29 protein-coding genes are annotated in these 26,613 nt (G+C 69.6%); 7 read left to right on the forward strand and 22 right to left on the reverse strand.

The window, feature by feature from the left end; all coding sequences use genetic code 11:
* Positions 1–2: 2 nt before the first annotated feature.
* Genes AC4PMY_RS06200 through AC4PMY_RS06215 form a run of 4 tightly spaced genes read right to left on the reverse strand, consistent with a single transcriptional unit; the run spans position 3 to position 3,560 of the window.
* The gene (locus tag AC4PMY_RS06200) at positions 3–419 is read right to left on the reverse strand and encodes an RbsD/FucU family protein (protein ID WP_064297148.1); all 417 of its coding nucleotides are present in this window, start codon (positions 417–419) and stop codon (positions 3–5) included.
* Between the two features lie 48 nt (positions 420–467).
* Positions 468–1,325 (reverse strand): amidohydrolase family protein, encoded by an 858-nt coding sequence (locus AC4PMY_RS06205; protein WP_491622228.1) that lies wholly within the window; start codon positions 1,323–1,325, stop codon positions 468–470.
* On the reverse strand, positions 1,325–2,278 hold the full coding sequence (locus AC4PMY_RS06210; protein ID WP_064297146.1) for an aldo/keto reductase: 954 nt from the start codon (positions 2,276–2,278) through the stop codon (positions 1,325–1,327). Before AC4PMY_RS06210 ends, AC4PMY_RS06205 begins: the two co-directional genes overlap by 1 nt.
* Positions 2,271–3,560: an L-fuconate dehydratase gene (locus AC4PMY_RS06215; RefSeq protein ID WP_491622229.1), complete on the reverse strand. Its 1,290-nt coding sequence runs from the start codon at positions 3,558–3,560 to the stop codon at positions 2,271–2,273. Before AC4PMY_RS06215 ends, AC4PMY_RS06210 begins: the two co-directional genes overlap by 8 nt.
* A 180-nt stretch (positions 3,561–3,740) precedes the next feature.
* Here AC4PMY_RS06215 and AC4PMY_RS06220 point away from each other — a divergent pair, with 180 nt between their 5' ends.
* Positions 3,741–4,643 carry a fumarylacetoacetate hydrolase family protein gene (locus AC4PMY_RS06220; RefSeq protein WP_082916291.1) on the forward strand — a complete coding sequence of 301 codons (903 nt, stop codon included), beginning with the start codon at positions 3,741–3,743 and terminating at the stop codon, positions 4,641–4,643.
* On the forward strand, positions 4,640–5,410 hold the full coding sequence (locus AC4PMY_RS06225) for an SDR family NAD(P)-dependent oxidoreductase (protein ID WP_491622230.1): 771 nt from the start codon (positions 4,640–4,642) through the stop codon (positions 5,408–5,410). The genes AC4PMY_RS06220 and AC4PMY_RS06225 overlap by 4 nt, the downstream gene beginning before the upstream one ends.
* A gap of 251 nt (positions 5,411–5,661) precedes the next feature.
* Here the strand turns inward: AC4PMY_RS06225 and AC4PMY_RS06230 are convergent, their stop codons facing one another.
* Positions 5,662–6,318: a MarR family winged helix-turn-helix transcriptional regulator gene (locus tag AC4PMY_RS06230; protein ID WP_491622231.1), complete on the reverse strand. Its 657-nt coding sequence runs from the start codon at positions 6,316–6,318 to the stop codon at positions 5,662–5,664.
* Between the two features lie 53 nt (positions 6,319–6,371).
* On the opposite strand from AC4PMY_RS06230, the gene AC4PMY_RS06235 reads away from it, so the two are divergent.
* Complete coding sequence (locus AC4PMY_RS06235; protein ID WP_491622232.1) at positions 6,372–7,133, forward strand: hypothetical protein; 762 nt, start codon at positions 6,372–6,374, stop codon at positions 7,131–7,133.
* Positions 7,134–7,423: 290 nt separating this feature from the next.
* Here the strand turns inward: AC4PMY_RS06235 and AC4PMY_RS06240 are convergent, their stop codons facing one another.
* The 6 genes from AC4PMY_RS06240 to AC4PMY_RS06265 form a co-directional block, all read right to left on the reverse strand.
* Positions 7,424–8,602, reverse strand: coding sequence for a glycoside hydrolase family 1 protein (locus AC4PMY_RS06240; RefSeq protein ID WP_071261830.1), 1,179 nt, complete (start codon positions 8,600–8,602; stop codon positions 7,424–7,426).
* 100 nt (positions 8,603–8,702) lie between these two features.
* Positions 8,703–10,472 (reverse strand): ABC transporter ATP-binding protein, encoded by a 1,770-nt coding sequence (locus tag AC4PMY_RS06245; RefSeq protein WP_071261828.1) that lies wholly within the window; start codon positions 10,470–10,472, stop codon positions 8,703–8,705.
* Positions 10,469–11,389 (reverse strand): ABC transporter permease, encoded by a 921-nt coding sequence (locus AC4PMY_RS06250; protein ID WP_064297140.1) that lies wholly within the window; start codon positions 11,387–11,389, stop codon positions 10,469–10,471. The genes AC4PMY_RS06245 and AC4PMY_RS06250 overlap by 4 nt, the downstream gene beginning before the upstream one ends.
* Entirely contained in the window at positions 11,386–12,357 is a 972-nt protein-coding gene (locus AC4PMY_RS06255) for an ABC transporter permease (RefSeq protein ID WP_079003821.1), read from the reverse strand. Before AC4PMY_RS06255 ends, AC4PMY_RS06250 begins: the two co-directional genes overlap by 4 nt.
* Before the next feature lie 8 nt (positions 12,358–12,365).
* Positions 12,366–14,042: an ABC transporter substrate-binding protein gene (locus tag AC4PMY_RS06260; RefSeq protein ID WP_175117085.1), complete on the reverse strand. Its 1,677-nt coding sequence runs from the start codon at positions 14,040–14,042 to the stop codon at positions 12,366–12,368.
* Positions 14,043–14,230: 188 nt separating this feature from the next.
* Positions 14,231–15,340, reverse strand: a complete 1,110-nt coding sequence (locus tag AC4PMY_RS06265; protein WP_491622233.1) for a LacI family DNA-binding transcriptional regulator — start codon at positions 15,338–15,340, stop codon at positions 14,231–14,233.
* A 205-nt stretch (positions 15,341–15,545) separates the two neighbouring features.
* On the opposite strand from AC4PMY_RS06265, the gene AC4PMY_RS06270 reads away from it, so the two are divergent.
* Positions 15,546–16,346: an isocitrate lyase/PEP mutase family protein gene (locus tag AC4PMY_RS06270; RefSeq protein ID WP_064297138.1), complete on the forward strand. Its 801-nt coding sequence runs from the start codon at positions 15,546–15,548 to the stop codon at positions 16,344–16,346.
* Positions 16,347–16,445: 99 nt separating this feature from the next.
* On the opposite strand, the gene AC4PMY_RS06275 is transcribed toward AC4PMY_RS06270, so the two are convergent.
* The 6 genes from AC4PMY_RS06275 to AC4PMY_RS06300 are packed head-to-tail and all read right to left on the reverse strand — an operon-like array spanning position 16,446 to position 21,654.
* Positions 16,446–17,312 carry a prenyltransferase gene (locus AC4PMY_RS06275; RefSeq protein WP_137242420.1) on the reverse strand — a complete coding sequence of 289 codons (867 nt, stop codon included), beginning with the start codon at positions 17,310–17,312 and terminating at the stop codon, positions 16,446–16,448.
* Positions 17,309–17,689: a lycopene cyclase gene (locus AC4PMY_RS06280; RefSeq protein ID WP_491622234.1), complete on the reverse strand. Its 381-nt coding sequence runs from the start codon at positions 17,687–17,689 to the stop codon at positions 17,309–17,311. The genes AC4PMY_RS06275 and AC4PMY_RS06280 overlap by 4 nt, the downstream gene beginning before the upstream one ends.
* Positions 17,686–18,039: a lycopene cyclase domain-containing protein gene (locus AC4PMY_RS06285; RefSeq protein ID WP_079001235.1), complete on the reverse strand. Its 354-nt coding sequence runs from the start codon at positions 18,037–18,039 to the stop codon at positions 17,686–17,688. Before AC4PMY_RS06285 ends, AC4PMY_RS06280 begins: the two co-directional genes overlap by 4 nt.
* Positions 18,039–19,619 carry a phytoene desaturase family protein gene (gene crtI, locus AC4PMY_RS06290; RefSeq protein ID WP_491622235.1) on the reverse strand — a complete coding sequence of 527 codons (1,581 nt, stop codon included), beginning with the start codon at positions 19,617–19,619 and terminating at the stop codon, positions 18,039–18,041. The genes AC4PMY_RS06285 and crtI overlap by 1 nt, the downstream gene beginning before the upstream one ends.
* The gene (locus tag AC4PMY_RS06295; protein WP_491622236.1) at positions 19,616–20,584 is read right to left on the reverse strand and encodes a phytoene/squalene synthase family protein; all 969 of its coding nucleotides are present in this window, start codon (positions 20,582–20,584) and stop codon (positions 19,616–19,618) included. The genes crtI and AC4PMY_RS06295 overlap by 4 nt, the downstream gene beginning before the upstream one ends.
* Positions 20,581–21,654, reverse strand: a complete 1,074-nt coding sequence (locus tag AC4PMY_RS06300; RefSeq protein WP_079001229.1) for a polyprenyl synthetase family protein — start codon at positions 21,652–21,654, stop codon at positions 20,581–20,583. The genes AC4PMY_RS06295 and AC4PMY_RS06300 overlap by 4 nt, the downstream gene beginning before the upstream one ends.
* 85 nt (positions 21,655–21,739) lie before the next feature.
* Between AC4PMY_RS06300 and idi the strand changes: the two genes are divergently transcribed.
* On the forward strand, positions 21,740–22,285 hold the full coding sequence (idi, locus tag AC4PMY_RS06305; protein WP_491622237.1) for an isopentenyl-diphosphate Delta-isomerase: 546 nt from the start codon (positions 21,740–21,742) through the stop codon (positions 22,283–22,285).
* Between the two features lie 60 nt (positions 22,286–22,345).
* On the opposite strand, the gene AC4PMY_RS06310 is transcribed toward idi, so the two are convergent.
* A complete protein-coding gene (locus AC4PMY_RS06310) occupies positions 22,346–22,783 on the reverse strand; it encodes a YdeI/OmpD-associated family protein (RefSeq protein ID WP_071261816.1) in 438 nt (145 codons plus the stop codon).
* Positions 22,780–23,730, reverse strand: a complete 951-nt coding sequence (locus AC4PMY_RS06315; RefSeq protein WP_491622238.1) for an EamA family transporter — start codon at positions 23,728–23,730, stop codon at positions 22,780–22,782. The genes AC4PMY_RS06310 and AC4PMY_RS06315 overlap by 4 nt, the downstream gene beginning before the upstream one ends.
* A gap of 45 nt (positions 23,731–23,775) precedes the next feature.
* Between AC4PMY_RS06315 and AC4PMY_RS06320 the strand changes: the two genes are divergently transcribed.
* Entirely contained in the window at positions 23,776–24,261 is a 486-nt protein-coding gene (locus tag AC4PMY_RS06320) for a MarR family winged helix-turn-helix transcriptional regulator (protein ID WP_079001226.1), read from the forward strand.
* 24 nt (positions 24,262–24,285) lie between these two features.
* Here AC4PMY_RS06320 and AC4PMY_RS06325 read toward each other — a convergent pair whose 3' ends face one another.
* Together AC4PMY_RS06325 and dcd are read right to left on the reverse strand one after the other, a co-directional pair.
* Positions 24,286–24,813: a hypothetical protein gene (locus tag AC4PMY_RS06325; protein WP_071261813.1), complete on the reverse strand. Its 528-nt coding sequence runs from the start codon at positions 24,811–24,813 to the stop codon at positions 24,286–24,288.
* A gap of 63 nt (positions 24,814–24,876) precedes the next feature.
* Positions 24,877–25,467 (reverse strand): dCTP deaminase, encoded by a 591-nt coding sequence (gene dcd, locus AC4PMY_RS06330; RefSeq protein ID WP_491622239.1) that lies wholly within the window; start codon positions 25,465–25,467, stop codon positions 24,877–24,879.
* A gap of 137 nt (positions 25,468–25,604) precedes the next feature.
* Between dcd and AC4PMY_RS06335 the strand changes: the two genes are divergently transcribed.
* Positions 25,605–26,354: a type 1 glutamine amidotransferase gene (locus tag AC4PMY_RS06335; RefSeq protein WP_071261812.1), complete on the forward strand. Its 750-nt coding sequence runs from the start codon at positions 25,605–25,607 to the stop codon at positions 26,352–26,354.
* Positions 26,355–26,444: 90 nt separating this feature from the next.
* Here AC4PMY_RS06335 and AC4PMY_RS06340 read toward each other — a convergent pair whose 3' ends face one another.
* Positions 26,445–26,609 carry a hypothetical protein gene (locus AC4PMY_RS06340; RefSeq protein WP_162852292.1) on the reverse strand — a complete coding sequence of 55 codons (165 nt, stop codon included), beginning with the start codon at positions 26,607–26,609 and terminating at the stop codon, positions 26,445–26,447.
* Positions 26,610–26,613 lie beyond the last annotated feature (4 nt).

The raw sequence follows: 26,613 nt of genomic DNA on the forward strand, positions 1-26,613 counted from the left end.
CTTCACGCCGTGCGCGTCACGAGGCCCTTCCGCAGCGTGACGTTCCCGTAGGTCCTGGTCTCGCCCGTGCGGATGATGAGGAAGGCTGTGGCGGCCTCGTCGTAGTAGGCGAACCGGTCGACGAAACGCACGGCGTCCTCGGTCGTGCCGGCGGCGGCGATGAGTTCCCGCTGGACGTCGAGCACCGTGCCGTCGGCACTCGTCATGAGGTCGAGCACGGGTTCGTCGTCGAGCGGGATCACCGTGCGCACCGCCCGGAGGACCTCCGGCGTCGACAGCGTCGGGAGCACGACGACGCGTTCGCCGAGTCGAGCGGCCGGGAAGTGCGCGTCGGCGATCACCACCGTGTCCGAATGCCCCATCGCGTCCAGATGCAGCAGCAGTTCGCCGCTCAGCACCGGGTCGATCCCTGTCAGCATGGTGACCTCCTCGTCATGGTTCCGTGTCCATCCGTCTGCCCGATCATGTCAGTCCGTCGTCGCCGACGGCCCGCGGGGGTCGAGCCGGTAGACGCGCGTCGCCGTCCCGCCACAGAGTGCATCGCGTTCCGACGGCGACAATTCGTCGACGAGACCGGACAGCTCGTGCCAGACCGCACCGTACCCGCCGCTCGTGACGGTCATCGGCCAGTCACTGCCGAGCATCAACCGCTCGGGCCCGAAGCAGGCGAGCGCGGTGTCCCAGGCCCGACGCACGTCGGCCGCCACGAACGGCCGACCGGCACGGTTGAGGCCGGACACCTTCGCGACCACGTTCGGTGGCTCCGCCGCCGCGGCCAGCTCGGTCGCCCAGCGTTCGAAGGCCTCGTCGTCGCGCGGCGGCTTCGCGAGGTGGTCGACGACGAGCGTCAGCCCCTCCTCCAGCCGCGCGAGTCCGGTGGCGTCGCTGAGCAGGCGCGGGAAGGCGTTCGGGAGGTCGAGCGGAAGCCCACGGTCCGCGAGGACCGCCGCCAACCGGCGGGCGGGGGCGGCCAGGAGCAGGCCGTCCCGGGGATCGTCGTGCAGCAGCTGACGAACGCCGCGGAACCGTGGATGCGCGCCCCAACGGTCGAGCAGCACCTCGGCCCGCTTCGCGTCGTCGATCGGCACCCAGCCGACGACGCCGGCCACCCAATCGAAAGCGTCCGATGCACCGAGCATGGACATCGTGTCGAGTTCGGTGTCGTCGGCTTGGACGAGGATCGCCGCATCGACGCCGGCCGTCTGCAGCTCTGCGGCCGCACGCTCCGGCGTGAAGTCATCGCGAAGCGACTCGTCGGCCGAAGCGAGCCAGTGATACCCGTCGGCGCGATTCCACAGATGGAGGTGCGCGTCGATCGTCCGCATCAGCCGAGCAGCCCTCTGGTGCGCAGCTCCGTCCAGAAGGTCTCGGGGATCGGTGCCTCGAAGCGCTCCACGTTCTGGATGATCTGCTCCGGCCGCGAGGCGCCGACCGCGACCGTCCGCACGGCAGGGTGGCGGAGCGGGAACTGGAGGGCGGCTGCGGGCAGTTCGACGTCGAACCGACGGCAGATCTCGGCGATGTCGACGGCGCGGTCGAAGACCTCCGGCGGGACGGCACCGTACTCGTAGCGGCCATCCGGGTCCGGCACGGCGCGGGCCAGCAGGCCCGAGTTGAACACCGAGGCGGCGACCACCCCGACGCCGTGTTCCAGACAGGCGGGCAGCAGCTCGTCGGCCGCCGGTTGCTCGGCGAGCGTGTACCGTCCGGCGATCATGATGAGGTCGGTCAGGCCCGTGCGCACCGCGGCGAGCAGGGACGCGACGTCCATCGACCCGATCCCGACCGCCCCGACGAGTCCTTCGTCGCGGAGGGCGGCGAGCGCCGGTATCCCTTCGGAGATCCCGGACTCCGGATCGTTGCGTTCGGGGTCGTGGAGGTAGAGCACGTCGACGTGGTCGAGTCCGAGTCGTTCGAGGGACTCGTGGAGCGAGCGCCGCACGCCGGCCTCGCTCGCGTCCCACTCGCGCCGCACGGTCGCCGGGACGACGAAGTCGTTGTCGGTATCGAGCGCACCCTCCCCCGCGGGGTTCGGCACGAGGAGACGGCCGACCTTGGTGGACAGGACGTACTCGTCGCGCGGTTTCGTCCGCAGGAAGGCGCCGAGCCGACGCTCGGAGAGACCGAGGCCGTAGTGCGGAGCCGTGTCGTAGAAGCGGACGCCGTGTTCCCAGGCCGCATCGAGGATCGCCCAGGCCTCCTCATCGCTGAGCTCGCGGTAGAGGTTGCCGAGATTGGCGGCGCCGTACGCGAGCCGCGGGACGAGCAGGTCAGGCACCGGCGCCCCGGAAGGTGAATTCGGCGATCGACGTCGCGAGCATCTCCGAACCGCCGCCGGGGGCGAGCGGCGCGCGGTACCGCCCGGCGACGATCTCGACGGGCTCGACGAAGTGCTCGTGCAGGTGGTCGACGAATTCGATCATGCGTCCATCCTCGCTCCCGGACACGGCGATGAAGTCGAACATCGAGAGGTGCTGCACCGCTTCGCACAGCCCGACACCACCGGCGTGCGGGCAGACCGGGACACCGAACTTCGCGGCCAGGAGCAGGATCGTGATGTTCTCGTTCACGCCGGCGACCCGCGTGGAGTCGATCTGGAGCACCTGGAGGGCGTCGGCCTGCAGGAACTGCTTGAACATGATGCGGTTGGCCATGTGCTCGCCGGTCGCGACCGGGATCGGGGCGACGCCGCGCGCGATCGCCGCGTGGCCGAGGATGTCGTCGGGGCTCGTCGGCTCCTCGATCCAGGCGATGTCGTAGGGGGCGAGTCGGGACATCCAGTCGATCGCCTCCGCGACGTCCCAACGCTGATTGGCGTCGACCGCGATCCGGATGTCGGGTCCCACCGCGTTCCGGGCGATGGCGAGGCGACGGACGTCGTCCTCCACATTTCCGCCGACCTTGAGTTTGACCTGCGCGAACCCGTCCGCGACCGCTTCGCGACACAGACGGTCGAGCTTCTCGTCGGAGTAGCCGAGCCACCCGGGCGTGGTCGTGTAGGCGGGGTACCCGGCTGCGAGCAAGGCCTCGATCCGGTCCTCCCGTCCCGGTTCGGCGCGACGGAGGATCGCGAGGGCGTCGTCCGGGGTGAGGACGTCGCTCAGGTAGCGGAAGTCGACGAGCTCGACGAGCTCCTCCGGCGTCATCGTGGCGAGCAGCCGCCAGAGCGGCAGGCCGGCACGTTTGGCCTTGAGGTCCCAGAGCGCGTTGACGACGGCGCCGATCGCCATGTGCATGACGCCCTTCTCAGGACCGAGCCAACGGAGCTGGGAGTCGTAGACGAGTTCGCGCCAGAAGGTTCCGAGGGCGTCGAGCACGGGCTCGACCTCGCGACCGATGAGGTGCTCGCGGAGGGCGTGGATGGCAGCGACCTCGACGTCGTTGCCGCGTCCGATCGTGAAGACGAAGCCGTGGCCCTCGTGGCCGTCGTCCGCGTCCGTCACCAGCCGCAGGTAGGCGGCGGAGTAGTCGGGGTCGGGGTTCATGGCGTCCGAGCCGTCGAGGGTGGTGGAGGTCGGGAACCGGACGTCGTGCGTCTCGAATCCGATGATGGTACTCACGTCGGCATGCTCCTTCGGGCTGGTGCCACCGAGCTTAGACATCCGATGTCTGGGCTGTCAATGCGCTCAGCGTGGACGAAATCACCTCTTGCGACGGCCTGATCGGGCGGTAGAGTTCAGATGTTATCGGCTACGGAGCCGGGTCCGCACGCGGGCACCGGCGGAACCGGAAGGACCAGCATGCGCTTCGCCAGACTCGGCCCCGTGGACGGGGAGACCCCCGTCGTGTTCATGGGCGACACCGCCTACGACCTCCGATCGATCACCCCCGACATCGACGGAGCGTTCCTCGCCGGCGGCGGCGTCGCCCGTGTCCGCGCCGCCCTCGAGTCGGGTGCGCTCCCCGTCCTCGACGGCGCCGACGAGCTCCGGATCGGCGCGCCGATCGCCCGGCCGAGCGCCGTCGTCTGCATCGGGATGAACTACGCGGCGCATGCGGCGGAGTCCGGATCCGCTCCGCCCGAGATCCCGATCATGTTCCTGAAGACGCCCAACACGGTCGTCGGACCGAATGACGACGTCCGCATCCCGCGAGGCAGCACGAAGACCGACTGGGAGGTCGAGCTGGGCGTCGTCATCGGCGAGCGCACCTCCTACCTCGACAGCCCCGAGGACGCTCTCGGCCGCATCGCCGGCTTCGTCACCGCGAACGACGTGTCGGAGCGCGACTTCCAGATGGCGGCGAGTGGTGGTCAGTGGTCGAAGGGCAAGTGCGCTCCGGGCTTCAACCCGACCGGGCCGTGGCTCGTGACGCCGGACGAGGTCGACGCCGGTACCCTGCGACTCCGCAGCTGGGTCAACGGCGAACCGCGTCAGGACTCGAGCACGGCCGACCTCATCTTCGACGTCGCCACGGTCATCTGGCACCTGAGCCAGTACCTGCAGCTCGAACCCGGCGACCTCGTCCTGACCGGCACACCCGAGGGCGTCGCGCTCTCCGGCCGGTTCCCCTACCTCGCACCGGGCGACGTCTGCGAGGTCGAGATCGAGGGCCTCGGCCGCCAGCGACAGCGGTTCGTCGACCCGGTCCCTGGAATCGCGCCGTCGGCCAAGCCGGCCGAGGCACTCGGAGCCCGCGCATGAGCGCCGCAGACACCGGCGAGCTCGACGGACTCGTCGCGATCGTCACCGGCGGCGCTTCGGGGATCGGCGCCGCCATCGTCGAACGCCTCGCCGCCGATGGTGCGAGCGTCGCGATCCTCGATCTGAACCCCTCACCAGACGAGGACTCCGCCACCCGCCTGTCGGTGCGGGCGAACGTCGCCGACGACGCCTCCGTCCGTGCCGCGATCGACGCCGTCGTGGCACGGTTCGGCCGCCTCGACATCGTCGTGAACAACGCCGGTATCGGTGCGCAGGGCACCGTCGAGTCGAACGACGACGACGAGTGGCACCGCGTCTTCGACATCAACGTCGTCGGCATGGCTCGCGTGACGCGCGCGGCCCTCCCACACCTGCGCGAGTCGCCGTCGGCCGCGATCGTGAACACCTCGTCGATCGCCGCGACGGCGGGACTTCCCCAGCGCGCGCTCTACACGGCGACGAAGGGGGCCGTGCTGTCCTTGACGCGCGCGATGGCCGCCGACCACCTGCGCGAAGGCGTCCGGGTCAACTGTGTGAACCCGGGCACGGCCGACACCCCGTGGGTGGGCCGACTGCTCGACAGCGCGCCAGACCCGGCCGCGGAGCGCGCCGCGCTCGAGGCACGCCAGCCGCATGGCCGACTCGTCGCCGCGACCGAGGTCGCCGGTGCCGTCGCCTACCTGGCGAGCCCGCGATCAGGCTCAACGACCGGCACCTCGATCGCCGTCGACGGCGGGATGCAGGAGCTCCGCCTCCGCCCCGAGTAGCGAGGGCGGGGTCCCGATGCCGCCTCACGGTTCACAACTCAGGAGCGCCCCGGCGGTTCTGCCCCGCGACCGCCACCCCAAGGCCGACACGCCTGACTCCTCCTGAATTACGAACCGCATGGACCGGACGGGTCCGATTGTGCGGAACTCAGGCGCACGCCGGCGCGTCCGGCCACCGAGGGGATGATCCAGCTCGACTCACCGGGACGCTCCTGAATTGCGAACCCGGAGTCGAGGATCAGGCGGGCGAGCTACCGGTCGGTGTCGGGGCGCGGCCACGCGGCGACGAAGCGCTCGAGGAAGGCGGCGAACTGCGCCGCCTCCTCCGGCGTGAACCCCGAGAGCGCGGTCGTGACCGCGTCGCGTCGACCCCGGTGCGCCTCCTGCAGGACCGCGCGGCCGGCAGCGCTCAGCTGCACCACGCTGCGTCGACCGTCGTTCGGGTCGACCGCGCGAGCGACTTCGCCACGCTTCGTCGCTTCGGCCACGAGCCGGCTCGCGCGGGGCTGGTCGACGCCGATCGACTCCGCGAGCGCACTGATCCCCATGCCACCGGCCGTCTCGTCACGAGCGAGCGCGTCCAGCATCCGGAACCGAGCCGCCTGGGCGATCGCCTGCTCGCGCGGGTGAGGGGCGCCACCGCCGGGACCCCAGGGTCCACCGAAGCCGGGGCCGAAGCCCGGACCGCGCCCACGTCCGTGTCCGCCCTCAGCGCCGCCCTGGGCGTCGTGCTGATGACCACCCCCGTGCTCATCGTGGTGGTGATGACCGGGCCCTCCGCGCCCACCGCGTCCGCCGAAGCGACGGCCTGACTGGTCCCGTCGGATCTGGACGAGGGCCCGCTCGATCATCTCCACCGGGTCGGTTGCTGTGGGTTCGCTGGGCTGCGCTTGACGATCGTCGGACATACATGTCATTATACATTTACATGTAATAGAGCATGCAAATAAGGAGAACACCCATGAACACCCACACGACTTCCCCAGAGCAGTCCACCAGCCCGTCCGCCGAGCGCCCGCTCGGCTTCTGGCTCCGCACCGTCGACCACGCGGTCAAGCACTCGATGCACGAGGTGCTCGCCGACGACGGCCTCGGCCGCCGCAGCTGGCGCACCCTCGAGCTCATCGCCTCCGGCGCCTCGAGCGTCGAGGAGATCGACGCCGCGCTCCCGCCACACCGCCGCGGACCGCGCGGCCCCGAACGGTTCGGCCGCCGCGGCGGGTTCGGCCCCGGTCACGGCTTCGGTCACCCCGAGCGCACCGCCGAGACGACCGCGGACACCGTGTCCGCCGAGCGTCCGGGCGGCCACGAGCACGGCCACCCCGCTCACGATCGGGCCTTCGGGCGCGGCCACGAGTCCGGTCGCGGCTTCGGTCGTGATCACCGACCCGGCGGCGCACCGTTCGGTCCTGACCACGGCCACCACCGCGGTCCGCGTCGCTCGACCGCGGACATCGTCATGGACTTCGCCGCACGCGGCTGGGTCATCGTCGACGCCGACGGCATCACCCTGACCGACACCGGTCGCGAGGCACACGACGCGCTCCGCACCAAGGTCGACGCGGTCCGCCAGACCGTCGCCGACGCCGTCTCACCCGAGGACCTCGCGACGACGCTCGCCAGCCTCGAGAGCATCGCCCGAGCCTTCGGCCGGGACGGGCACACGGCGCACGAGCACGGCCCGCGTGGTCGCTTCGGTCGCGGCCCTCGCAGCGAGCGCTGACCGGCCGCCGGCATCTTCCGCCCGTGCGGACCCCAGCCGACCACCATGCACAGAGCCCCGGGCAGCAATCGCTGCCCGGGGCTCTCTCCGTTCACAACTCAGGACCAGTACCGCGCGTCGCGGCCAACCGGACCGCAATCGGGGGCGCCGCGCCGGAGGCGTCCTGAATTGCGAACACACACCATCTGCGGTCCCTTCGCTCACAACTCAGGAGACCCGTCGCGTGGCGCGACTCGTCAGCGGGTTCCGGGGACGGACACGCCGGAGACGTCCTGAATTGCGAACCGCAGCTACTCCGTGAGGCCGTTCGCCTTCGCGACGTTCCCGAGCCACGCGAGGCTCGGCTTCGGCGTACGCACGAAGGTCTCACGGTCGACGGCGATGAGACCGAAGGTCGGCCGGAAGCCGCTCGCCCACTCGTAGTTGTCGAGCGCGCTCCAGTGGAGGTACCCCTCGAGCTGGATCCCGTCCTGGATGCAGGCGTGCAGCTCGCGCAGGGCGCCGTCCGTGTAGTCGATCCGACGCGTGTCGTCCGAGGTCGCGATGCCGTTCTCGGTGATCATGATCGGCACCCCGCCCGACAGCTCCCAGGCGCTCCGCACACCCTCGGCTGCGGCCGGCGGGTAGAACTCCCAACCGGTGAGCGTCGTCTCGACGCCGTCCTCGACGGGCAGCGGACCCTTCGGCCCGATGAACGTGCGCGTGTACGCCTGGACACCGAGGAAGTCGTCGCCGGCGGACTGCTCGAGGTACCAGTCGTCACGCGGGTAGCCGTACTCGCGCAGCATCTCGTCGGAGCCGGGCTCACCGTTCGACCGGAACGCCTGCGTCGCGATCGTCCAGCCGGACTTCAGGCCGGACACCTGCGAGAGCACCTCGCGCGAACGCTTGTGGGACTCGAGGAGCGCGTCGGCCACGAAGAGGTCCGGGTTCGGCAGGCCGTACGCGACGAGGTTCGCCGCGTCCTCTCCACCGGCGAGCATCGCGGCGATGTTCGGCTCGTTGATGGTGCAGACGTGTTCGACGCCCTCGCCGACGATCGGCAGGGTGAGCTCGGTGTACCGCGCGAAGAGGTCGGCGGCGTCCTTCGCCCGCCAGAACCCGTCGCGCTCGAACCAGCGCGGCACCGTGAAGTGCATGAGCGTGACGACCGGGTTGAGTCCCAGTTCGTGCGCGGTGTCGACCATGCGACGGTAGTGGTCGATCTCGGCACGCGAGACGATGCCGCGCTCGGGCTCGATCCGCGCCCACTCGACGCTGAACCGGTAGGTGTTGAGCCCGGCGTCGGCGAGCAGCTGCATGTCCTCGCGGTAGCGGTGGTAGCTGTCCATCGCGTCGCCCGAGGGCTCGACGATGTTCGTCCCGGCTTCGTGCTCGTGCACCCACCAGTTGCTGTTGATGTTGTTGCCCTCGATCTGGTGGGCAGCGGTGGCGGCGCCCCAGAGGAAGCCGTCGGGGAAGGTCAGCACGGGTGTTGCTCCTGTTCGTCGTGCGATTCGTTCGCCCCTTTTTGGGCGAACGAGCGTTCGCTCGCCCAAAAAGGGGCGAACGGACGCGGGAGGGTCCGCGTCAGCGCTTGGCGCGGGCCGGGTTGGGGACGGCGTCGAGCAGCTGGATCGTGTACGGATCCTGCGGGTGCTGCAGGACGTGCGCGGTCTCGCCACGTTCGACGACACGACCCTGGTTGAGGACCATGATGTTGTCGGTCACGAGTCGCGCCGACAGCAGGTCATGCGTGATGTAGAGCATCGAGACGCCCCACTGCTCACGCAAGTCCTCGAGCAGCGCGAGCACACCGGCACGCAGCGACACGTCGAGCATCGACACGGGCTCGTCGGCGATGAGCACCTGCGGGTCGCTCGCGAGCGCCCGGGCGATCACGACGCGCTGCCGCTGTCCACCGGAGAGCTGGTGGGGCAGCTTCGCCGCGAACTGCTCGACGGGCGAGAGGCCCACCGTCTCGAGGAGTTCGAGCACGCGCTTGCGCACCGCGTCACCCTTCAGCCCGGTGAAGTTCACCACCGGACGGGTGAGGGTGTACTCGACCGTGTGCAGCGGGTTGAGCGCCGCATACGGGTCCTGGAAGATCATCTGCACGTTCTTGTGCAGGTTCCGGATGCCCTTGCGATTCAGCTGGGCGACGTCGAGGTCGCCGAAGCGGACCGCACCGGACGTCGGCTTCTCGATGCCCGTGATGAGCTTCGCGATGGTCGACTTGCCGGAGCCCGAGGCCCCGACGAGCGCGAGCGACTGACCGGGTTCGAGCGTGAACGACACGTCGTCGACGGCCGTCACCGCGGACTCACCGCGACGCGGCGGCGGGTAGACCTTCGAGACGGCGTCGACGATGACCGCCGACTCGGCCGAGCGACCGGCACGCGACGACGCCTTCCCCGACTCGGAGCTTGCGCTCGTCGCGGTCGGGACGCTCGTGGTCGTGCCGGAGACGGGAGCCGTCCCGCGGTTCGCCCGCGACGGGAAACCGGGCAGCTCGACGACCGCGGCGCGTGGGTCGGCGTAGTGGCTGAGCAGCATCCGCGTGTACGGGTCCTGCGGACGCTCGAGGATGTCGCGGCTCGGGGCGTCCTCGACGATGCGGCCCTCGTGCATGACGAGCACGCGCTGCGTCGCCTCGAGCACGACGCCGAGGTCGTGGCTGATGAGGATGGCGGTGAACCCCTCGGCCTGCTGCAGCTCGGTGATCGTGTCCATGATCGCGTGCTGCACGAGGACGTCGAGCGCGGTGGTCGGCTCGTCGAACACCATGAGGCGGGGCTCGAGCGACAGGGCCAGCGCGATGGACACGCGCTGACGCATGCCGCCGGACAGCTCTCCGGGGAAACGGGCGAGCACCTGCGGCGTCAGCCCGACCTTGCCGACCAGCTCGGCCATCCGGGCGTCCCAGCGGTCGCGGGAGACGTGACCGTGCGCTTTGAAGATGTCGACGAAGTGGTTGCGGATCGTGCGGACCGGGTTGAGTGCGTTCATGCCCGACTGCAGCACCATGGCGAACCCGCCCTGCCGCTGCTCACGGAGCGCCTCGTCGCCGAGCTCGCGGATGTCCTTGCCGCCGAAGAGGATCTGCCCGCCGTTGATACGGGCCGGCGGCTTCTGCAAGCGGGTGGCCGCGAAGCCGAGCGTCGACTTCCCGGAGCCGGACTCGCCGACGAGCCCGATGAACTCACCGGCACCGACGGAGAACGACACGTGGTCGACCGCCTGGACCGGCGCGGCGCCGACGGACTCGTAGACGACGGACAGGTCGCGGACCTCGAGGAGCGCTCCGGTCCCGGCTGCCGGCGCGGATGCGCTCTCGGCCTGGAGGTTGACGGCGTTCATCGTGACTTCCCTTCACGGAGGCGCGGGTTGCTGATCGCGTCGACACCGAAGTTGATGAGGGTGAGGCTCATCGCGAGGAGCGCGATGCAGAGACCGGGGGCGAAGAGGAGGATCCACTGACCGGTGAGCAGGGCGTTGGAGTTCTGCGCCCAGTAGAGGATGGTGCCCCAGCTGACGATCGACGAGTCGCCGAGGCCGAGGAACTCGAGGCCGGCCTCCGCGAGGATCGCGCTCGTCGCGGCACCGAAGAAGCCGCCGGCGATGAGGGACGTCATGTTCGGGAGGATCTCGTTGAACACGATGCGGAACGGTCGATCGCCGGAGAAGCGGGCCGCGGTCACGAAGTCACGCGAACGCAGCGACTGCGTCTGGCTGCGGAGCACGCGGGCACCCCACGCCCACCCGGTGATCACGATGACCGCGACGATCATCACGAGCCCACCGTTCTGGAGGTACGCGGCGATGACGATCATGAGCGGCAGGCCGGGCACCACGAGGAACAGGTTGACGATGAAGTTCACGACCTCGGCGCCGAAGCCCTTGATGTAGCCCCAGCTGAGGCCGATCAGCACGGCGACGATCGTCGACAGGATGCCGGCGATGAAACCGACCGTGACGCTGATCTGCGAACCGTAGATGAGCTGGCTGAGAACGTCCTCGCCCGCCGCCGTCGTCCCGAACCAGTGCTCGGGGCTCGAGTCGGCGTTCCGGGGGAACCCGTCCTGGCTCGCGCCGTAGGGTGCGAGCACCGGCGCGAAGATCGCGACGAGGATGAAGAACGCGAGGATGATCAGCCCGAGGCGGGACTTCCAGTTGGCCCAGAGCGTCGCCGCCGATCGACCGATGAAGGCGAACTTCCGCGGCGGACGCACGGCCTGGTCGGACTGCAGTGTCTTGACGTGCTGTGTGGTGGTCATCGGCGGGTCCTTGGGTCGAGTACGCCGTACAGGATGTCGACGAGGAAGTTGGCGACGAGCACGCTCACCGTGATGAGCAGGAAGAGCGCCTGCATGAGCGGGTAGTCCTGTCCGATCACCGCGTTGAACAGGAGGAAGCCGATGCCCGGGTAGCCGAAGACCTGCTCCACGAGGATCGAGCCGCCGACCACACCGCCGAGCGCGAGCCCGAAGCCGGTGAGGTTCGGGAGGATCGCGTTGCGGGCCGCGTACTTGATGGCGACCGTGCGACCACGGAGGCCGTTGGCCTCGGCGAAGGTCACGTAATCGTCACCGAGGGTGTTGATCATCGCGTTGCGCATGCCGATGATCCAGCCTCCGAGGCTCGTCACGAGGATCGTCAGCGCCGGCAGCACCGCGTGGTACGCGACGTCGACGATGAAGTCCCAGGTGAAGGCGGGTGTCGCCGTCGGCCCGAAGGCACCCGAGGTCGGGAACCAGTGGAGGACGTAGCCGGCGAAGAACAGCAGGAGCAGAGCGGTCCAGAAGTACGGGAACGTGCTGGCGAAGGTGCCGCTCAGCGTCGGCAGCGCGTCGAGCCAGGTGTTCCGCCGCCAGGCCGCGAGTACGCCGATGAGCGTGCCGAGGATGAAGGCGACGATCGTCACGATCCCGAGCAGGATGATCGTATACGGGAACGCCTGCCAGATGAGCTCGCCGACCGACTGCGGGAAGAAGGTGTACGACACCCCGAAGTCGAGCGTGACGACCTGGTGGAGGTACGTGACGTACTGCTCCCAGAGGTTGCCGCCGGGGACACCGAGTTGGGCCTCGATCGCCGCACGCGTGGCCGCGGAGACCGGACCGTTCTGGGCGAGCTTCGCGATCGCGGCATCCGTCGGTGAGCCGGGCATGAGCCGCGGCAGGAGGAAGTTCAGCGTGACCGCCGCCCACAGGGTGAGGACGAAGAGGCCGAGTTTGCGCACCATGTACACGGTCACTCACCGTCCTTCCGGAGCTTGAGGTGCGTGAACACGAGGAGCGGGGTCTGGTCGTAGGTCTGGAGCGGTGCGTACGGATTGTCCGCGTCCGGCCAGCCGGTGAACTTCTTGTCGTTGTAGAGACCCCAGAGTCCGCCGTAGTACATGCCGATGACCGGGAAGTCGCTGTAGACGATCTGCTGCATCTGGTGACTCAGCCCGAGACGGGTGGCCTCGTCGGTGGTCTCCTTGTACTGGGCGAGCAGCTGGTCCATCTGCGGGTTGCGGTAGCGACCGAAGTTGCTGGATGTCGTCTCGCCGATGGGCTTCGCGAACTCGCTGTTGAAGCTGTTGTTGAAACCCTGGAACATGATGCCGTTGCCCATTCCGCCCATCGCGACCTGGAAGTCACCGCTCTGGATGGCCTGCTGGTACCCCGGCGGCTGCGGCTGCTTGATCTGCACGTCGATGCCGAGGGCGCCGAGCTCCTTGCGGACCTCCTGGACCGCGCGGAGCCAGTCCGCGTAGCCGTTGGCGGTCGTGATCGAGAAGCTGAACTGCTTGCCCGCCGCGTCGACGAGCTTGCCACCCTGCTGGGTGTACCCGGCGGCCGCGAAGGCTTCGAGGGCGCCGGCGGTGTCCTGCGTGATCATGCCCTGGTTCGGCAGGGTCGGGTCGAGTTCGTCCTCCTGGTTGGGGAGCATGAGGCTCGACTGGCCGGCGGCACCGAGGTAGCCCTCGGTCGCCGCATCGGCGATCTTGTCGCGGTCGAGCGCCAGGGCGATGCCGCGACGGACGTCCACGTTGTCGAAGGGGGCGACGTCCATGTTGGGCACGAGCCCGATCACGCCTCCCGGCGGGAACCAGAACTTGTTGTGGTCGTTGGCCGCACCCCAGGTGCCTTCGACGTTCGACAGGAACGAGTACGCCCAGTCGAAGCCCTTCGTGACGATGTCGAGTTCACCGGTGGCCGCGGGGATCACGAGGTGGTTGACCTCGATCTTGTCGGCCTGCCAGTACGTCTCGTTCTTGTCCATCGTGTACTGCTGCGAGGTGTAGTTGCCGAGGACGTACGGACCGGTGCCGACCGGGTTCGGGTTCCGCCAGGTGTCGGGGCTCTTGACGTCCTTCCAGATGTGCTCCGGGACGATGAGCGTCTGCGAGACGATGTCGGCCGCGGGAGCGTCGTCGTCGAGCAGGTGCATGATGACGTGCTGGCCCTTCACCTCGATCGTGTCGATGTGCTGCCAGGCGCCCTTCTGATCGAGCGTCGGGTACTGCTTGATGAGGTCGAAGGTGAACTTGACGTCCTCAGGGGTGAAGGCCTCACCGTCGGACCAGGTGGCGCCGTCGCGGATCGTGTAGTCGATCGTGCGGGCGTCCGGGAGGTCGACCTTCTCGGCGAGCCACGGCGTCTCCTTGCCGTCGAGCACGTTGATGATCACGAGCGGCTCGTAGATGTAGCTCGAGGCCGAGCGCTTGTTCACGAGGTAGGGGTTGAAGTTCCGCTCGAGCATCGGGGTGCCCTTGTCGGAGGCCAGCAGCATCGTGTCGGCGGGGATCGAGGGATCCGGCTCGCTCTTGATCTGGATGCTGCAGCCGGAGACGAGCAGGGCCGCCGCGGCGATCATCGCCGCTGCTCCGAGTCGTCTGCGCCTGCGGACCTTGGTCCGCTCGTGCGTCGTGTGCGTCATCGCCACCGTCCTTGCTGAAGTCTGTACCGGTTGAGTGTAAGCGCATACATTGCCCGACGCAACCCGTGTCGGACATCCGCTCCTGTTCGCAATCCAGGAGACCCTCGGCGTGGCGGCCTCACGGCGGACGGACGCGTCCGCGGCACGCCGCGGGCTTCCTGAATGGTGAACGCGAGGGGAGGCGATGATCAGGACGTGATCGACTCGGAGCTCTCGCGGAGGACGACCTCCACGGGGAGTCGGACGGATATCGCGGGCAGCTTCGGCTCGGCGAGGCGACGGGCGAGCGCCTGCACGGAGACCCGGCCGAGCGTCTCCATCGGCTGCCGGACCGTCGTGAGCCGCGGAGCGGACAGGCGGCCGGCGTCGATGCCGTCGAAGCCGGTGACGATGAGCTCGTCCGGGACCGCGACCCCGGCGATCCTGGCGGCGTCGATCACGCCGAGCGCCATCTGGTCGTTGGCGCACACGACGGCCCGCGGCAGCCCGTCGCGCCGGAACAGCTCCCGACCGACCCGTCGCCCGCCCTCCCGGGTGAAGTCGCCGCGGAGGGTCGGCTCCTCCGGGGCCTCGAGCGACCGGTCCGCGAGGGCCGCACGGAACCCACTCCAGCGCTCGGCGTCATCGGGTGAGCCGAGGCTTCCCGCCACGTACTCGAGCTCTCGGGCGCCGAGGTCGTCGATGAGGTGCGCCGTGAGCGTGCGCATCCCCTCGGCGTTGCTCACGGAGACGTGGTCGAGGTCGTCGTCGCGCCGCGGCCCCGCCATCACGACGATCGGGACGTGCCGCGACAGGCGTGCGAGCTCCTCCTCGCTGGCGCTCCCGGCCAGCACCATGAGGCCGTCCACCCGACCCGCCATGTCGCGCACCGTCTGCGTCGCCGTGGACCCGCGCCCGACGCCGACGAGCAGCGCGAACCCGCTCCGCCAGGACTCCAGCTCGCAACCGCGCAGCACCTCGTCGAAGTAGAGGTTGAGCGTCCGCGTGTCGGTCCGCTCCGGGATGTCGCGGACGATGCGCGCTCCCCCGGCCGCCGCCTCGTCACCCTCGAGGGCGATGTCCCCGAGGTCGTCCATCGCGTCGAGCCCCTGGAAGAACAGGCCCATGACGCCGGTACGGCGCGCGGCGAGCCCTCGTGCGGCTCCACTCGGGACGTACCCGAGTTCACCGACCGAGGCGAGCACGCGGTCTCGGGTGGCCGGTTTCACGTCGTCAGGGCGGCTGAGCACCCGCGAGACCGTCGCGATGGAGACGCCGGCGTGGTGCGCGACGTCGTAGACCGTCGGCGGTTTCGTCATGGGAGCGCCTTCCTTCGGCCACCAATGATACGCACGGCATCCTGCCCGCCCGGTTCACCGGCGGCGTGGGATGACGCACGAAGCGCCCTCGTCTTGCGTCACGGGAGCGCCCCACAGGAGCCGGGAACCGCAGCCAACCCGAACGTTCCCTGAATTCTCGACGCTTGTCGGCTAGGCGGCCGACGTCCGCTGGCAGACTGCGGACATGACTGATCAGCATGCCAAAGCCGTCCTCCTCAACTCCCTCCACGAGCCGGGTTCCCCGCTCATCGTCACCAACGTCTGGGACGCCATCACCGCGAAGGTCGTCTCCGAGGCCCCCGGCGTCGTCGCCCTCGCCTCGGCGAGCCACTCGGTGTCGAACGTCCGTGGGCTCGAAGACGGCGGTGGCCTCGACGTCGACGAGGCGATCGCCGCCGCGAAGATCATCGTGGGCGCCGTCGACCTGCCGGTGACGATCGACTTCGAGAAGGGCTACGCGTCCGACGCGGCCGGCGTTCGTGAGAACGTCCGCCGCCTCATCGTCGAGTCGGGTGCCGTCGGGATCAACCTCGAGGACTCCGTCGGTGCCGCGAAGGCCCCGCAGTTCCCGATCGAGGAGGCCGCGGCACGCGTCGCCGCCGCTCGCGCCGGAGCCGAGGACGCCGGCATCCCGCTCGTCATCAACGCCCGGGTCGACACCCTCGCCGGTGACCCTGAGGCGTGGGACGAGGCCGTCGCTCGCGCCAACGCCTACCTCGAGGCCGGTGCGGACGTCGTCTTCTTCCTCGGACTCGGTACGGAGGAACTCGTCGCCAAGGCCATCGAGCAGGTGCACGGACGCATCTCCGTCATCGGCTACCCCGGCGCAGTGCCACTCAAGCGCCTCGCCGAACTCGGCGTCTCGCGCGTCAGCTTCGGCCCGGGCACCCTCGGCCTGACCCTCGCCGCCCTCCAGCGCGCTGCGACCGGCCTCACCGAGCTCGGCGAGTACCCCGAGGACCTCGGCTTCTCCTTCGAGCTCTGATCCTCGACTGACGACCCGTTCTCAGGAGAACCCGGGCGTGGCGCGGTGCAACGCCTGCGGCACGCCCGGGGACTCCTGAGACAGGGTCGCGGGTTCCGGTCAGGACGTCAGGAACCAGTACCAGATGATGAGCATCGTGACGAGGAAGCCCGTCAGGAAGTTGAGGCGGAGGAACCGCTTCCAGCCCGCGTTGGCCCGCTCGGCGTCCTCCTCGCGGAGGTTCCAGAACGGCAGCACACTCGCGGCGTAGGGCAGTGCGAGCAGGCCAGCCAACGGGATGGGCCACGGGGTCACGAGCATCAGCGCACCACCCGCGAGGTAGGCGACGAAGGCGAACCGGACGGTCGCCGCCGCACCGATGACCGTCGCGATCGAGCCGATCCCGCCTTCTCGGTCGGCGATGATGTCCTGCACCGCACCGAAGGCGTGGCTGGCGATCCCCCAGAGGAAGTAGCCGACGAGCAGCGCCCAGAGTGCGGGGGTGAACACCGCACCGGCGAGGACGAGGCCGTAGACCGCGGGGCTCACGAAGTGCGTGCTCGAGGTGAGCGAGTCGATGAACGGCCGCTCCTTGAACCGCAGGCCGGGTGCGCTGTACGCGATGAGCGCGAACACGCTGATCGCGAGGACGAGCCACGACAGCGGCGACCCGATGACGACGAGGTAGACGAGGAACGGGACGTTCGTCACGATCGCCGCGAAGATCGTCAACCGGTGCATCCGACGGTCCAGGACCGCGCCCTCGACGCCGCCCTTGCGCGGGTTCCGCAGGTCCGACTCGTAGTCGAAGACGTCGTTGATGCCGTACATCGCGAGGTTGTACGGGATGAGGAAGTAGAGCGTCCCGAGCCAGAAGGTGAGGTCGAGCTCGCGCGTGGTCAGCAGGTACGCCGCTGCGAACGGGTAGGCGGTGTTGATCCACGACAGCGGTCGGGAGGACAGCACGAGCTGGCCGAGTCGGTTCATGCCGGGTCCTCCTGGGACGGGGATGGGGAGACGGGAGCAGGGGTTCGGCGCTCGAGGAGCACCCAGAGGGACGGGAGCAGGACGGCCGCGGCGATGGCGTAGGCGAAGTCCTCGAGGGGCGCGATGCCGACGAAGGCGCCGGAGATGAGTGCCGGGTCGTAGCCGACGAGCCCGACGCCGATCATGATGTTGTCGAACAGCGCGGTCATGAGCAGGAGGACGACGAGCCCACCGCCCACCGCGAGCAGCCAAGTGCCCGCCGTCAGGCCGGCGGAGCGCGACCCCTTCGCACGGCGTCGATCGAGCCGCACGACCGCCAGCAGGGCGACGACCGCCACGACGGCGAGGAACCATGCGTTGAGGGCCCAGTAGGTCATCGTCCGCTCACCTCGGCGGCGCCGGTCGTCCGGCGGGCCACCCGGCCGAGCGTGTGTCGCGCCGCACCGAACAGGTTCATCGTGAGGTAGCAGAGCAGCGTCAGGAAGAAGACCTCCTCGATCGGCAGCTCGGGCGCGACCTGGAGCCCGGTCATGAACGCCGTCTCACCGCGGAAGAAGATGCCGGTGCCGATACCGAGCAGGTCCCACACGAGGAAGAACACGACGCCGATCGGCAGGATGATCGCGGCCCGCCGTCGGTCGGCCCAGAAGAACAGCCGGAACCGCCGGTCGAGCATGACCATCCCGGTGATCGAGACGAGCAGCGCCAGCAGGTACAGCAGACCCATCAGCCGGTCGCCTCGGCGCGCGCGAGCAACGGCTCCGCCATCGGCCCGGTGGTGAGGTCGCCGCGCATGCGCTTCACGACGAGCTCCGCGCTGATGAGGCACATCGGCAGGCCGATGCCCGGGATGGTGGAGCCACCGGTGTAGAACAGGCCGTCGACCTTCTTGCTGACGTTGCCGCTCCGGAACATCGCGCTCTGCGAGAGGATGTGCGCCGGCCCGAGGGCGGTGCCCTTCCAGACGTTGAGGTCGGTCGCGAAGTCGGCCGGTCCGACGTCGCGACGCACCACGATGCGCTCGGCGAGGTCGGGGACGCCGGCCCACTCGGCGATCTGCGCGATGGCGGCGTCGCCGATCTCCGCGACCCGGGCGTCTCCCCCGCCACCGATGGACGGGTCGGCCGGGACCGGGACCAGGATGAACAGGTTCTCGTGGCCGTCGGGTGCGACGCCCGCATCGGTCGCGCTCGGACGGCAGACGTAGAGCGACGCGGGGTCGGGCACGCTCGTCTCCTCGCCGAAGATGCGGCCGAAGTTGTCGCGCCAGTCGGCCGTGAAGAACAGGCTGTGGTGCAGGAGCTCCGGGAGCTCCCCGCGGACGCCGAGCATGACGAGCACGGCTCCGGGACCGGCGGTGCGCTTCTCCCAGTACTCGGCCGGGTAGGTCTGGAGCTCGCGGGGCAGCAGCGTCGTCTCGGTGTGGTGCAGGTCGGCGGCGGACACCACGCGGTCTGCACGGAGCAACTGCCGACGACCGTCGGCGTCGAGGTAGTTGACGCCGTCGACCCTGGCGCGGCGGCCGGCGGGCATCGTGGTGATGCCGGTGACCTCGGCGCCCGTGATGATCTCCACACCCTCGGCGCGGGCGAGCTCGGCGATCGTGTCGATGATCCGCGAGAAGCCGCCTTGCGGGTAGAGCACGCCGTCCTCGAGGTCGAGGTAGCTCATGAGGTGGTACATGCTCGGCGCCTCGAAGGGCGATGAGCCGAGGAACACGGCCGGGTAGCCGAGGATCTGCTGCAACCGGACGTCGGAGACGGTGCGCGCGGCCAGGGTGTCGAGGTCCTCCGTGAGGAGCTTCGCGAGCTTCGGCATCCGGGCGAGGACCTCACGGCTCGCGAGCGTCCGGTACGACTCGAACGTCGTGTACAGGAAACTCCGGATGGCGATCTCGTACGTCTCCTTCGCGCTGCGGAGGTAATCGTCCATCTTCGCGCCGGCACCGGGCTCGACCGACTCGAACAGGGCGAGGTTGCCGGCCCGGTCGGCGGCGAGGTCGAGGTGTCCGTCGCGGCCCTCCGAGTAGACGCGGTAGGCCGGGTCGAGTCGCCCGAGGTCGAGCTGCTCGGCCGCGGAGGTGCCGAGGAGCCGGTAGAAGTGGTCGAAGACCTCCGGCATGAGGTACCAGCTCGGGCCGGTGTCGAAGGTGAAGCCGTCCTGCTCCCAGGTGCCGGCGCGGCCGCCGAGCACCTCGCGTCGTTCGAGCAGGGTGACCCGCTGGCCGTCGCGGGCGAGGAGGGCTGCGGTGGCGAGACCGCTGATGCCGCCGCCGATGACGACGGTGCGGTTGTGGGAGGGGGTCATGACTGCGAGCTCTCGTCGATCGTCGGGATGGAGGCGGTGGTGCCGGTCGTGGCTGGTGTGCGACCGGCGAGCGCACCGGCGGCGATGCGGAGCTTGACCGGGTCGGGCACCCGGACACGCGTGCGGACGAGGGCCGAGGCCGGCGTCGTCCGGATGCGTCGGGCGAGTTCCGAGAAGAGTTCCTGGGCGAGGGCGACCGCGCGACGGCTCGACTTCGGCAGCCGTCCGAGGACCGCTGCCGAACGGTCGAGATCGGCTTCGATGTCGTCGAGCAGGCTGTGCTTCTGCGCCTCGCTGAGCTCGTCGACGGCGACACCCGGGAAGTAGCTGCGTCCGAGCTCGTCGTGGTCGGCCGAGAGGTCGCGCAGGAAGTTGACCTTCTGGAAGGCGGCACCGAGACTCCTGGCGCCGACGACGAACGCGGCGCGCTGGGCGTCGTCGACGTCGTGGCCGCGCAGGAAGATCCGCAGGCACATGAGCCCGACGACCTCGGCGGAGCCGTACACGTAGTCGCGGAACGTCTCCGGGGTGTGGACGGTGCGCGAGAGGTCCGCGCGCATGGACGCGAAGAACGGACGTGTGAGGTCGGTCTCGATGCCCGCGGACCGCGCCGAGATGGCGAAGGCGTGGACGACGAGGTTGCTGCTGTATCCCGTCTCCATCGCGTCCTCGGTGTCCCGCTCGAGCGCGTCGAGCATGCGGAGGACCCGCTCGGGGTCGAGCCCCGCGGCCGCGGCCACACCGTCGACGATCTCGTCGGCGATCCGCACGAGCGCGTACACGTTCTCGACGTCCTGGCGGATGTCGCCACCCAGCAGCCTGGCCGCCAGACCGAAGGACGTGGAGTACCGACGGATGACGATGCTGGCGGTCTCCTGCGCGACCCGGTCGTAGAGCTGTCGTGCGTCGCCGACCGCCGAGGCGTCGTCGGCGGGTCGCCCGGTCCCGTCCCCTGCTGCGGTCATCGCGACCGCTCGAGCACGGTGGCCACGATGGGGCGGAGCTCGTCGCGGAGCTGCGCCGGGATGCTCGGCGAGGCCAGCTGCTCCCAGGCGCGGTTGGCGTAGTCACCGGCCAGCAGGGTCGCGTGCTGGCGGGCGCCCGTCGTCGTGAGGACGTCGCGCAGGACGGCGGCACCCTCCTCGTCGAGGTCCGGGTCGCCGAAGAGGTGCTCGACGGCGTGCCACTCGGGCTGCTCCGCCGCGAACGCGACCATGACCGTCAGCTTGCCCTCGCGGAGGTCGCCGATCGTCGTCTTGCCGGTCGTCTTCGAGTCGCCGAAGACGCCGAGGACGTCGTCGATGATCTGGTAGGCGATGCCGATCTGCTGTCCGAAGGCCCCGAGCGCGTCGATCGTCGCCTCGGGAGCACCGGCCAGGACGCCGCCCGACTGCAGTGGCGCCTCGAACGAGTAGTAGGCGGTCTTCAGGCGCTCCATGCGGATGATGTCGTCGACCGTCGGGACGACGCCGCCGACCGTGAAGTCGACGTCGGCGAGCTCACCGGCTGCCGAAGCGGAGATGGCGTCGTCGAGGATCTCGCGCAGGCGGGTGCGGACCGAGTCGGCGCTCCCGGCACGGTCGATCAGGCGGTAGGACGCGGACAGCGCGAGGTCGCCCGCGATGACGGCGACGGACATGCCACGGTGCTCGGCGAGCGGCAGTGGGATGCCCGCGGTCTGCGCGATGTCGCGGTAGCTGCCGGAGACGTTGGGGCTGCCGCGCCGGACGAAGTCGCGGTCGATCACGTCGTCGTGGACGATCAGCGCAGTGTGCAGGAGCTCGTAGGCGGCCGCGACGTGGGCGGCCGCGACGATGTCCTCGCCCCCCAGCGCCTCGTAAGCCGTCATGACCATCCGGGGACGGAACCGCTTGCCGCCGGCCATGCTGCGCTCGATGGTCTCCCAGAGCCGCAGGTAGCCGGCGCCGCCGAACGACACCGCCTGCGTCTTCGCCAGTTCGAGGAAACGCTCGAGGGCATCCTCGACCTGATGCTGTTGTCGATAGGGCACGTCGACGACGTGGTGGGTCTCCATATCACGAGGCTACTTCACGGAGCGGCGAGATTAGTACGCTAGCTGTCCATTCGCGTTCGCCCCGTTCGTCGGGGAGAATGGACGCATGTCGGTACCCGAAGAACTCGTCGTCCTGCTCGCCGAGGACGGCACCCGCATCGGCACCACGCCGAAGGCGACCGTCCACACGCAGGAGACGCCACTCCACCTCGCGTTCTCCTGCCACGTCATCGGGCCCGACGGACGCATCCTCGTGACCCGGCGCGCGCTCTCGAAGCTCACGTGGCCGGGCGTCTGGACGAACTCGTTCTGCGGACACCCCGGCCCGGACGAGGACAGCGTGGACGCCGTGCTGCGTCGGGCGAGTGCCGAACTGGGCCTGCCGATCTCCGCGCCGGAACTGGTGCTGCCCGACTTCCGGTATCGCGCCGTCGACGCCTCGGGCGTGGTCGAGTACGAGATCTGCCCGGTCTACGTCGCCTACACGGACGCGACGCCCGAGCCGAACCCCGACGAGGTCATGGAGTGGGCCTGGGCCGAGCCCGAATCGCTCTTGGCGTCCGTCGAGCAGGCACCCTTCGCGTTCAGCCCGTGGCTGACGCTCCAGCTGCCGCTCGTCGTGCCGCTGCTCGCGGAGTCCACGGCCCGCTGAGCCGCCCGGATCTGCACGGATCGCCCCGGTTTTCGAGCAGATTCAGGCGACTGAGCGAGGTCAGGCGCCGCGGAGTGCGTCGACGGCCGCGGCGATCCGCTTGTCTCGCGTCGCATCCGTCTTCGCCAGCGCGACCGGCTCGGCCAGCGCGCGCTGACGGCTGAACGACAGGGCTCCGTAGGCGGCGAGCGCCTGCTCGTCTCCCGCGAGCGCCGTCTCGAGCTCGGGCGGCAACGGGAACACGCGCGGTGCCTCGTCGAGCTCGAGGTCCACCTCGACCTCGTCCCCTCCCGCGACCCCGGCGGCGGCGCGGTTGGCGGCGCTCAGCGCGATCAGGTACCGGCCGCCCATCGGCGTGATGGTGCTGCGGTAGGTGGTCGCACCGACGGTGACGACGACGGGCACGCGCTTGCCTCGATCCAGGCCCTCGACGACGGCGTCGGGGACGAGGATGCCGGTGTTGTTGCCCTGGAGTTCGATGACGGTGCGGAATCTCATGCGCTCAGTATGGCTCGGGGCCGTCTCGCGGTGAAGACCAGGATGAGGGAGCCGGCGACGACCCCGATCCCGAGCACTTGTCCGAGGCTCAGTGCCTCGCCGAGGACCACGAGGCCTGCCAGCACGGCGACGACGGGACTCAGGAGACCGAGGAACGACACGGACGACACGGGGAGCGCGGCGATGCCACGGAACCACAGGGTGTAGGCGAGGGCTGTGCCCACGAGGGAGAGGTAGGCGTACCCGCCGATCGCAGCTGCGTCCGGGGCGGCCGATGGGAGCCCCTCGACGATGAGCAGCACCGGCACGAGCACGATGCCGCCGGCGACGAGCTGCCAGGCGGTCGATGCGAGGCCGGAGACCGAGACGCCGCTGACCTCGGACGGGTCCGGGTTCGAGCTCGTGCATCGGCGCGCGCCGATCCGGCGGCCGACCTCGGGTCTCCCCCACCGCTTGCTCAGCACCGATCCGAGCGACATCGACGCAGCACCGGCGAGTGCGGCGACGACGCCGACCGCGTCGAGGCGGGCGTCGGCCTGCAGCACGATCAGCGCGACGCCGGCCACTCCGGCGAATCCCGCGACGACCCGGCGCACGGTCAACGTCTCCCCCACCAGCAGGCTCGCGAGCACGGCGACGAGCACCGGGCCGATCGCCCCCATGGTCGCGGCGACCCCGCCGGGCAGTCGGTAGGCGGCGAGGAAGAGGAACGCGAAGAAGGCACCGATGTTGAGCGTGCCGAGCACGAGCGATCGCCACCACCAGCCGCCGACCGGGAGGGTCCGCGTGATCGCGAGGAGCAGGAGGCCCGCAGGCAGCGCCCGGAGCACGGCTGCCAGCAGCGGTCGTCCTGGCGGGAGCAGTTCGCTCGTGACGAAGTAGGTCGTCCCCCAGCTGATCGGGGCGATGGCGGTGACGGCGGCGATGCGGAGTTGATTGCTAAGCACTGAGCAATAATAGCTCAGCACTAAGCAAATCACTATGCTGGCCGGATGAGCACACGCGTCGACGACATCCTGGGCCAGTGGCGGACCGAGCGACCCGATCTCGACGTCTCCCCCATGGCCGTCATCGGACGCCTGTCACGGGCCGCGACGGCGGTCGACGCACGCCTCTCCTCGACCTTCGCCGAGCACGGGCTCGACAGCGCGTCGTTCGACGTGCTCGCGACCCTCCTCCGCTCGGGCTCACCGCACGAACTCGCGCCGAAGGACCTCGCGCACTGGTCGATGGTGACGTCGAGTGCGATCGCCCAGCGCGTGAACAAGCTCGTCGAGCGCGGTCTCGTGACGCGCCGTCCGAGCGAGCAGGACGGGCGCGGCACGGTCGTCGCCCTCACCCCGGCCGGCAAGCGCCTCGTCGAAGCGGCCCTGCCCGATCACCTCGCCGCCGAGGAGCGCATCCTCGACGGCTTCTCCACGGCCGAGCGCGAGCGGCTGGCGTCGTTCCTGGAGCGCCTGGCGCGCACCGACACCTGAGTGTCGCGGTGGAGACGGAGCCACTCAGGCGATGCGGCGACCCTCGTTGTGCTCCTGCAGCCACCAGGTCACGCCCTCGTCGTCGGACACCCAGCTCTCCCAGGTGTACGAGTCCTCGGTGATGCCGCTGAAGTTCCACCGGATGAGCTTGTCGTCGTTCCGCGTGCCGTCCTGGCGGATGCCGTCGGAGCGGTGCGGCGTCGCGACGAGCTGGCAGAACTCGCCGCGCCGTGGCTCGACGTAGTTCACGCGCCAGGCGCCCATCAACCGGTCGTACACGCGGAGAGCCGTGCTGACCGTCTCCCAGCCCGACGGCTCCGCGTCGTTCGCGACGAGCTGGACGTCCTGCACGGCACGCCCTTCGAGGATGTACGACACGATCCAACGGAAGTCGGACTCGACCCACTCGCCGCTCTCGTCGTCGAGGCGCTTCGAGTGGACGTCCCAGGACCCGACGAACTGGCCGAACCGGACCATGCGGCGCGGGTAGAGCGGCGTCGGCCCGTCGGCGGTGATCGCGCGGGCGAAGTCGGGTCGCTCTGACGTGCTCATGGCGGGGCCTTTCTGCTGGTCCACCTGCTCGCCCGTCGTCGGGACGCCCGCCTCAATCCTGCGTCAGCGTTGCGTCTCGCCGACGTCGGTCCGGTGGAAGTTCTGGAAGGAACGGGAGGCGGTGGGTCCGCGCTGTCCCTGATACCTGGAACTGTACTCGCTCGACCCGTACGGGCGCTCGGCAGGTGACGTGAGCCGGAAGAAGCACATCTGACCGATCTTCATCCCCGGCCAGAGCTTGATCGGCAGCGTCGCGACGTTGCTGAGCTCGAGGGTGACGTGGCCCGTGAAGCCCGGGTCGATGAAGCCGGCGGTGGAGTGCGTGAGGAGACCGAGACGACCGAGCGAACTCTTGCCCTCGAGGCGTGCGGCGACGTCGTCCGGGAGGGACACCCGCTCGTACGTGGACCCCAGGACGAACTCGCCGGGGTGCAGGATGAACGGCTCGTTCGACAGCGTCTCGATGAGGCGCGTCAGCTCCGGCTGATCCTCCGCGGGATCGATGAAGGGGTACTTGTGGTTGTCGAAGAGGCGGAAGAAGCGATCGAGGCGCACGTCGATGGACGACGGCTGGATCATCTCCGGCGAGTAGGGGTCGAGCGCGATGCGGGAGGCGTCGAGTTCGGCTTTGATGTCACGGTCCGAGAGCAGCACGGTGACAGTGTATCGGCCGGGAGCCTGAAGCCTCGGGCCGGTGGCGGCGCCCGGATTCGCTACGATGCTCCCACGGTGACGACCTCCGCGACCCGGCGGAGACCGGTCGCGCCGCCCCAGCGACCTGGAGGCCTCCGATGACCAGACCGCACGTCCTCATCCTGCAGCACGTCCCCTGGGAGCGACCGGCGGTGCTCGGCGAGGTGCTGACGGCATCGGGGATCGATTGGACGCTGGACACGGTCGTCGAGCGCCGTGAGCTGCCGCCGGCGCGCGAGATCACCGGGTTCGACGGGCTCGTCCTCCTCGGTGGCCCGATGGGCGCGCTCGACGTGGAGGAGCACCCGGGTCTCGGGCTCGAAGCGCAGCTCGTGCGCGATGCGGCGGTACTCGGCATCCCGGTGTTCGGGATCTGCCTCGGGCACCAGCTCATCGCGACGGCCCTCGGCGCCACCCTCCACTCGGCGGCGGCGCATGAGGTGGGTGTCGGCGACGTCGAACTCCTGACCGAGAGCGAACTCGGTATGCGCGGAGAGCGGCTACCGGTGCTGCACTGGCATGGCGACGTCGTCGAGGCTCCGCATGGGGCGACGGTCCTCGCGTCGTCGCCGTCGACGCCGAACCAGGCGTTCCGGATCGAGGACCGGGTCTTCGCGACGCAGTTCCACCTCGAGGTCGACCCGCCGATGCTCGACCGATGGCTCGCGGAACCGCTCATGCTCCGCGACCTGCCGTTCATCGCCGGGACCGCGGAGGAGGCGGCCGACCGGCTGCGGTCCGAGGTCGCCGCCGTGGCGGGGCCGATGCGCGAAGCCGGCGAGCGGTTGTTCGGGGCCTTCGCCGATGCGGTGCTCCGACGGACGAGCGTCGATCCGTCATTGCGATAGGGCTCGGATCCCGCCCGGACGCACCACCCCGGACACAGCGAAGCGGCCGGCCCCCGGAGGGACCGACCGCTTCGTGGACTTGAATTCGAGTTAGAGCGCCTTGCGACCCGTGATCGTCCTGATCAGGAACGCGATGATCGCGATCGCGAGCAGCACGAGGCCGACCCACAGCAGGAAGTTGAGGGACTGGACGAACCCACCGGTGATGGCGAGAACGATGGCAACGACGATGACGATGATGAGCAGGATGTTCATGGTG

The sequence above is a fragment of the Plantibacter sp. MDV22-iso1 genome (assembly GCF_058408345.1).

Bases quoted from the DNA above. Each gene is read 5' to 3' on its own strand.
- AC4PMY_RS06260 (WP_175117085.1), bottom strand. From the start codon at position 14,042: ATGACGCACACGACGCACGAGCGGACCAAGGTCCGCAGGCGCAGACGA.
- AC4PMY_RS06220 (WP_082916291.1), top strand. From the start codon at position 3,741: ATGCGCTTCGCCAGACTCGGCCCCGTGGACGGGGAGACCCCCGTCGTG.
- AC4PMY_RS06285 (WP_079001235.1), bottom strand. From the start codon at position 18,039: ATGGGTCTGCTGTACCTGCTGGCGCTGCTCGTCTCGATCACCGGGATG.
- AC4PMY_RS06320 (WP_079001226.1), top strand. From the start codon at position 23,776: ATGAGCACACGCGTCGACGACATCCTGGGCCAGTGGCGGACCGAGCGA.
- AC4PMY_RS06255 (WP_079003821.1), bottom strand. From the start codon at position 12,357: ATGGTGCGCAAACTCGGCCTCTTCGTCCTCACCCTGTGGGCGGCGGTC.
- AC4PMY_RS06265 (WP_491622233.1), bottom strand. From the start codon at position 15,340: ATGACGAAACCGCCGACGGTCTACGACGTCGCGCACCACGCCGGCGTC.
- AC4PMY_RS06295 (WP_491622236.1), bottom strand. From the start codon at position 20,584: ATGACCGCAGCAGGGGACGGGACCGGGCGACCCGCCGACGACGCCTCG.
- AC4PMY_RS06340 (WP_162852292.1), bottom strand. From the start codon at position 26,609: ATGAACATCCTGCTCATCATCGTCATCGTCGTTGCCATCGTTCTCGCC.
- AC4PMY_RS06270 (WP_064297138.1), top strand. From the start codon at position 15,546: ATGACTGATCAGCATGCCAAAGCCGTCCTCCTCAACTCCCTCCACGAG.
- AC4PMY_RS06325 (WP_071261813.1), bottom strand. From the start codon at position 24,813: ATGAGCACGTCAGAGCGACCCGACTTCGCCCGCGCGATCACCGCCGAC.
- AC4PMY_RS06250 (WP_064297140.1), bottom strand. From the start codon at position 11,389: ATGACCACCACACAGCACGTCAAGACACTGCAGTCCGACCAGGCCGTG.
- AC4PMY_RS06225 (WP_491622230.1), top strand. From the start codon at position 4,640: ATGAGCGCCGCAGACACCGGCGAGCTCGACGGACTCGTCGCGATCGTC.
- AC4PMY_RS06245 (WP_071261828.1), bottom strand. From the start codon at position 10,472: ATGAACGCCGTCAACCTCCAGGCCGAGAGCGCATCCGCGCCGGCAGCC.
- AC4PMY_RS06335 (WP_071261812.1), top strand. From the start codon at position 25,605: ATGACCAGACCGCACGTCCTCATCCTGCAGCACGTCCCCTGGGAGCGA.
- idi (WP_491622237.1), top strand. From the start codon at position 21,740: ATGTCGGTACCCGAAGAACTCGTCGTCCTGCTCGCCGAGGACGGCACC.
- AC4PMY_RS06300 (WP_079001229.1), bottom strand. From the start codon at position 21,654: ATGGAGACCCACCACGTCGTCGACGTGCCCTATCGACAACAGCATCAG.
- AC4PMY_RS06310 (WP_071261816.1), bottom strand. From the start codon at position 22,783: ATGAGATTCCGCACCGTCATCGAACTCCAGGGCAACAACACCGGCATC.
- AC4PMY_RS06230 (WP_491622231.1), bottom strand. From the start codon at position 6,318: ATGTCCGACGATCGTCAAGCGCAGCCCAGCGAACCCACAGCAACCGAC.
- AC4PMY_RS06280 (WP_491622234.1), bottom strand. From the start codon at position 17,689: ATGACCTACTGGGCCCTCAACGCATGGTTCCTCGCCGTCGTGGCGGTC.
- AC4PMY_RS06205 (WP_491622228.1), bottom strand. From the start codon at position 1,325: ATGCGGACGATCGACGCGCACCTCCATCTGTGGAATCGCGCCGACGGG.
- AC4PMY_RS06200 (WP_064297148.1), bottom strand. From the start codon at position 419: ATGCTGACAGGGATCGACCCGGTGCTGAGCGGCGAACTGCTGCTGCAT.
- AC4PMY_RS06275 (WP_137242420.1), bottom strand. From the start codon at position 17,312: ATGAACCGACTCGGCCAGCTCGTGCTGTCCTCCCGACCGCTGTCGTGG.
- crtI (WP_491622235.1), bottom strand. From the start codon at position 19,619: ATGACCCCCTCCCACAACCGCACCGTCGTCATCGGCGGCGGCATCAGC.
- AC4PMY_RS06235 (WP_491622232.1), top strand. From the start codon at position 6,372: ATGAACACCCACACGACTTCCCCAGAGCAGTCCACCAGCCCGTCCGCC.